The organism is Inquilinus sp. (genome assembly GCF_057815775.1).
The window spans coordinates 1-5,694 of record NZ_JBYRFX010000962.1; the positions used below are offsets into that span (position 1 = coordinate 1).

General features: G+C 67.5%; 6 protein-coding genes. 3 read left to right on the forward strand and 3 right to left on the reverse strand.

The genetic code is table 11. The features are described from left to right. From AC3XYG_RS34575 to AC3XYG_RS34585, 3 genes are all read right to left on the reverse strand, one after another. Positions 1 to 630 (reverse strand): C13 family peptidase (locus AC3XYG_RS34575; protein WP_489144428.1); only part of this gene is annotated, 630 nt, incomplete at its 3' end. 117 nt (positions 631 to 747) lie between these two features. Further along, positions 748 to 1,167: a VOC family protein gene (locus AC3XYG_RS34580; RefSeq protein WP_489144429.1), complete on the reverse strand. Its 420-nt coding sequence runs from the start codon at positions 1,165 to 1,167 to the stop codon at positions 748 to 750. Between the two features lie 142 nt (positions 1,168 to 1,309). Beyond that, positions 1,310 to 1,759: a winged helix-turn-helix transcriptional regulator gene (locus tag AC3XYG_RS34585; RefSeq protein ID WP_489144430.1), complete on the reverse strand. Its 450-nt coding sequence runs from the start codon at positions 1,757 to 1,759 to the stop codon at positions 1,310 to 1,312. Between the two features lie 116 nt (positions 1,760 to 1,875). On the opposite strand from AC3XYG_RS34585, the gene AC3XYG_RS34590 reads away from it, so the two are divergent. From AC3XYG_RS34590 to AC3XYG_RS34600, 3 genes are all read left to right on the forward strand, one after another. Next, entirely contained in the window at positions 1,876 to 3,078 is a 1,203-nt protein-coding gene (locus AC3XYG_RS34590; RefSeq protein ID WP_489144431.1) for an MFS transporter, read from the forward strand. Positions 3,079 to 3,499: 421 nt separating this feature from the next. Further along, on the forward strand, positions 3,500 to 4,834 hold the full coding sequence (oxlT, locus tag AC3XYG_RS34595; protein ID WP_489144432.1) for an oxalate/formate MFS antiporter: 1,335 nt from the start codon (positions 3,500 to 3,502) through the stop codon (positions 4,832 to 4,834). A 244-nt stretch (positions 4,835 to 5,078) separates the two neighbouring features. Beyond that, on the forward strand, positions 5,079 to 5,441 hold the full coding sequence (locus AC3XYG_RS34600) for a hypothetical protein (protein ID WP_489144433.1): 363 nt from the start codon (positions 5,079 to 5,081) through the stop codon (positions 5,439 to 5,441). Positions 5,442 to 5,694: the final 253 nt, after the last annotated feature.

A 5,694-nucleotide genomic window follows, 5' to 3' on the forward strand; every position in this document is an offset into this window, starting at 1 on the left:
GAAGCACTGGTCGTAATAGGTGTAGCGGTCGCCGGCGCCGCAGCCGAAGGACGGGCGGTCGGCCCGCGCCGCGGTCAGCACGATGCGGTTCACCGTCGTCAGCCCCGGCGTGTCGGTGTAGATCCCGGAATAGCAGCCCGAGGTGACCAGCACGGTCGGCCGGCCGGCGCAGGATCCGTCCAGGGCACTGGCCAGCCAGGCGGGCGGCAGCACCGCGTCGTCGGCCGCGATGTACAGCCCGTAGCCATGCGCGCCATGCGAGGTGATGTAGACGAAGCACCCGGTGTTGGCCGGGCCGGCCAGGCGGGCGATCTGCGCCTCGATGTTGGCCCCGTTGGCGATGGCAGCGGGCCGGCGGGCATCGGCCTTCAGCATGGCGATGTCGGCCGGCGCCACGCCGAAGGACACCAGCTTGCCGCGCAGGCTCTCGACGCCATTGTCGAACACCGGCTCGGCATCGTCGCCCGCCACCAGCAGCGCTTTCCAGTGAAGGGCGGGCCAGCGCAGGCCGGGCTCCGCCGCGGCGGCGACTTCCGGTCCGGTGGAGGAGGGGGCGGTGTCGCCGATGCAGCCGGACAGGAGCGCCAGCAGCGCAAGGCCGGCGATGCGAAGCGGCGATTCTCTCCTCATTCGGCCCATCCCTCGTCCTGTCATGCCCGGGCTTGACCCGGGCATCCAGAGACTGTCGACAATCCTCTGGATTGCCGGTCAAGCCCGGCAATGACAGTGAGAGTCAGAACCGCGAGCTTACCAGACGCCGGTGTTCGGCATCGAGGCCCAGGGCTCGGCCACCGGCTTCGACCCGCCCTTCTGCAGGATCTCGAGCGAGATGTTGTCCGGCGAGCGGATGAAGGCCATGTGGCCGTCGCGCGGCGGCCGGTTGATGGTGACGCCCGCCTTCTGCAGCCGGTCGCAGAATTCGTAGATGTCGTCGACCTCGTAGGCGAGGTGGCCGAAGTTGCGGCCGCCGCTGTAGGTCTCGGCATCCCAGTTGTAGGTCAGCTCGACCGGCGCCTCTTCCTGTCCCGGCGGGGCAAGGAAGATCAGGGTGAACCGGCCCTTTTCGTTTTCGATGCGGCGGGTCTCCTTCAGGCCCAGCAGGTCGCGGTAGAAGTGCAGCGACTGCTCGAGGTCGGTCACCCGAACCATGGTGTGAAGGTATTTCATCTCAGTCCTCCCGGCGGGAATTCGTGTCTGCAGCGCTTAGAGAATAGGCGAGATCGCAGCGCGGACCGCACGGGTCCCGCTTCGATCGCGATACAATTGTCGCACAAATGGCATCTGACAAGCGTGATGATGCCGTGACGGCCTATCCCGGCAGCTTGCGGACGTGGGTGTCGTCGGCCCCCAGCAGCTTTCCCGCGGTGGAGCGCAGCTGCAGCCGGCCGACGGGCAGGCCACCGTCGTCCTCGACCAGGGCCGAATGCGGCTCGCCCGGCGCGAAGGCATGCGCCTCGCCCCATTGCCGCAGCGCAACCACGACATGGAACAGGTCGCGGCCCTTCGCGGTCAGCACGTATTCCTGGTAGGCGCTGCCATCCGAGGCTGGGGCGACCGCCAGGATGCCCTGGTCGACCAGCATGCGCAGCCTGGTCGCCAGGATGTTCTTGGCGACGCCGAGGTTCTTCTGGAATTCGCCGAACCGGCGCAGCCCATCGAAGGCATCGCGGACGATCAGCAGCGACCACCAGTCGCCGATCGCGTCCAGCGACCGGGCGACCGGGCACTCCGCGTCCTTCAGGCTCGTCCGCTTGACCATGCCGTCCTCCGGACCGCGGTCAGTCATCCATGGTTTATGGTTGCAACATAGAACCGATCGGCGTATCGAACAAGTGGTTTTATTATGAAACCACTTGTTCGATGGAGGATCGCGAGATGAAGCTCGAGGACAAGGCGGTGCTGCCGCGCTGGGTGGCGTTCCTGTTCGCGGTCGCCGGCGGCCTCGCCGTCGCCAATGTCTACTACGCGCAGCCGCTGCTCGATGCGATGGCGGCCGAGTTCCGGATCGATCCGGCGACGATCGGCCTCGTCGTCACCTTCACCCAGGTCGGCCTCGGCCTCGGGCTGCTGCTGCTGGTGCCGCTCGGCGACCTGCTCAACCGTCGTCGCCTGATCGTCGGCCAGATGCTGGGGTCGGTGCTGGCCCTGATCGTGGTCGGCACAGCAGGCTCGGGGCCGGTGCTGCTGGCGGGCATGGTGGCGATCGGCCTGCTCGCAGGCGTGGTCCAGGTGCTGGTCGCCTTTGCGGCCGATCTCGCGGCGCCGACCCAGCGGGGACGGGTGGTGGGCACCGTGACCAGCGGCGTGGTGCTGGGCATCCTGATGGCCCGCACCGTCGCCGGCACGCTGGCCGATCTCGGCGGCTGGCGGTCGGCCTATCTCGTCTCTGCCGCGGCGATGCTGCTGATGGCGGGCACCCTGTTCCAGGTGCTGAAGGGGCGTGACGAAGGCAAGCGGGCACGGATGTCCTATCCGCAGCTGCTGCGGTCGACGGTCATGCTGTTCGTGGAGGAGCCGGTGCTGCGCGCCCGCGCCGGGATCGCACTGCTGATGTTCGCTGCCTTCAGCGTGCTGTGGACGGCGATGGTGCTGCCGCTCAGCGCGCCGCCGCTGTCGCTCAGCCACAGCCAGATCGGCCTGTTCGGCCTCGCCGGCGTTGCCGGAGCCTTGGCAGCATCGCGCGCCGGGCATTTGGCCGACCGCGGCCTCGGGCAATGGACTTCGGGCGTTGCGCTGGTGGTGCTGCTGGCCTCCTGGCTGCCGATCGCCTTCACCCGGCAGGCGCTGTGGGCCCTGGTGATCGGCGCCGTCGCCCTCGATTTCGCCATCCAGGCGCTGCACGTGACCAACCAGAGCATGATCTACGCGGTGCGGCCGGAGGCGCGCAGCCGCCTCGTTGCCGGCTACATGGTATTCTATTCGATCGGCAGCGAGCTTGGCTCGATCGCCTCGACCCTGGTCTATGCCTGGGTCGGCTGGGGCGGCGTCTGTCTGCTGGGGGCGGGATTCAGCGCTGCCGCGATGCTGTTCTGGGCGGCGACCCGTGGGGCGCCGGTCCCGGTTGAGCACCCGGCCTGAGCCTCCCGTCGACGGCAGTCTCGCGGAACCCGTATTGCCAGCCCGACAGGGTTTCGCGAGACTGTTGCAACTGTAACGCACTTCAGACATATTACATTTTGTATACCAGTTGGGATCATTTTCGATCGTGACTGCAGCGGGCAAGATTTCCCGCCGACGGCTGCGAGGACCGTTGTCGGGCCTGGCCGTTGCCCGGCGCTCAGCGCCCTTTTGTGGACATCTCCAGGCTGGCGCTCAGCGCCCTACGCCTTTGCGGTTCCCGCGCCGGGAACCAGGGTCACGCAGAACCAAGCGTTCGGAGGCCCCGAATGTCCGGTTCGATCCTGGCGAACCGTCGATGCGGCACCAGTGAAGGCCAACGAACCGCCGGCATGCAACGACCGGTCGAAGCGAGCAACAAGACACTGGGAGAGCCATCGCCATGAGTGCGATTTCCAATGACGCCGCGGGGGCGGGGGGAGCTCCGACGAACCGTTGGATCCAGCTGATCGCCGGCATCGTCTGCATGGTCGCCGCCGCGAACATCCAGTATGCCTGGACGCTGTTCGTGCCTGAGATCCAGGAGACCTATGGCTGGAGCCGGGCCGCGATCCAGACCGCCTTCACCATCTTCGTCATCGTCCAGACCTGGCTGACCCCGATCGAGGGGTATTTCATCGACAAGTACGGCCCGCGGGCGCTGGTGCTGGTGGGCGGCGTCATGACCGGCCTGTCCTGGGTCGTGAACTCCTACGCCACCTCGCTGCCCGGCTTCTATGTCGGCGCCGCGATCGGCGGCATCGGCGTCGGCTGCGTCTACGCCACCTGCGTCAACGCCGCGCTGAAGTGGTTCCCGGACCGCCGCGGCCTGGCGGTCGGCCTCACCGCCGGCGGCTACGGCGCCGGCTCGGCCCTGACCATCATTCCGATCGCCAGCGTCATCGCCGGCTCCGGCTACCAGACCGCCTTTTTCTGGTTCGGCCTGATCCAGGGCAGCATCATCTTCGCCGCCGCCTGGTTCCTGCGCGCGCGGGGCAATCAGGAGGTGAAGCATTCGACCAAGGTCGCCCAGTCCCGGCGCGACTACACGCTGGGCGAGGCGCTGCAGACCCGGGTGTTCTACGTCATGCTGTTCATGTTCATCTGCACCGTCACCGGCGGCCTGATGGCGGTGGCCCAGCTCGGCGTCATCGCCCAGGATCTCGGCGTCAAGGACATGCCGGTGAACCTGTTCTTCTTCACCATGGCGGCACTGCCCTTCGCCCTGATGCTGGACCGCATCATGAACGGCATCTCGCGGCCGTTCTTCGGCTGGGTGTCCGACCATATCGGGCGCGAGAAGACGATGTGCATCGCCTTCACCATGGAAGGCATCGGCATCGTCGCGCTCGGCACCTTCGGCCACAACCCATGGGCCTTCCTGATCCTGTCGGGCGTGGTGTTTCTGGCCTGGGGCGAGGTGTACTCGCTGTTCAGCGCCACGGCGGGCGACACCTTCGGCACCAAGCATCTCGGCAAGATCTACGGCGTGCTGTACTGCGCCAAGGGTGTCGCCGCGCTACTGGTGCCGTTCGGCAACCTGCTGATGGAGGCGACCGGCACCTGGTCGACGGTGCTGTACACCGTCGCGGCGATGGATCTGATCGCGGCCTTCTCGGCGATCGCGATCCTGCGGCCGATGCTGGTGCGGCACCACGCCCGCAACGCCTCGCTGGCTGCCGCAGCCGAGCCGCAGCGTGCGGCCAGCCACAGCGGCCGGCTGGCCAGCGCCGGCTAGCCTTGGGATGACGGGGCCGGCCGACAGCCGGCCCCGCACGGAACTTACCCGGCCGTCGGCAGTCCGTCCCCATGGCGGCCGGGGATTTTCGGAGCGGCGCGTGCTCCGCGGGGGTGGATGAGCCGGGTCGGGAGGGGCAGCCTTCCCGCCCGGTTTCCATTTTGGGGGATGATATCTGACGGCCGTCGGGTGCCGTACCGGTCCGCTTCGCAGATCCGCCACAATCCGGCGGAACGATGCCGGCATGTCCAATGTCCCCCGCATCCTCACCATCGTCGGCCTCTGGCTGTGCAACACCCTGGTGCTGCTGGTCTGGGCCTATGCCGCCATCCTTGGATTCACGCTGACGAGCTGCACTTCCGGCGACCCGTTCAGCTGGGCGCTCCTGATCCTGGTCGTCTTCGGCGCCGTCGGCTGGCCGGTGACCGCGCTGGCGGTGATCGGCGCGCTGGTCGTGGCCCTGGTCCTCCATCGGCCGAATCGCACGGGGCCCTCCACCCGTGCCTGGCTGCGCACTGCCGTGGCCGTCACTGTGGTGCTCGCCGTCATCGGCGCCGCCGCCGGCTTCGGCGAACAGGGATCCTGTGCCTTCGGCGGCGGTTTCTAACGCCGTCGAGGGGGAGGGGACTCAGAGAGCGTTTGGAAATGCGCTGGTGCGAGTCGGGTGGCGGTGGTTTCGAGAACCGGCGCGCAGCGGACGTTTGGGTCCGTGAGCACCGGAAGCGGAGAAACCGCCTTCAGACGGCCGCTCCAGTAGCATTTACAACGCTCTCTCAGCCCTCGAATACAAGCTGGATGCGATCGCTGGCAAAGCTGGACAGGCCGAATTCGACGACCTTGCCCTCGGCGTCGACATTGAG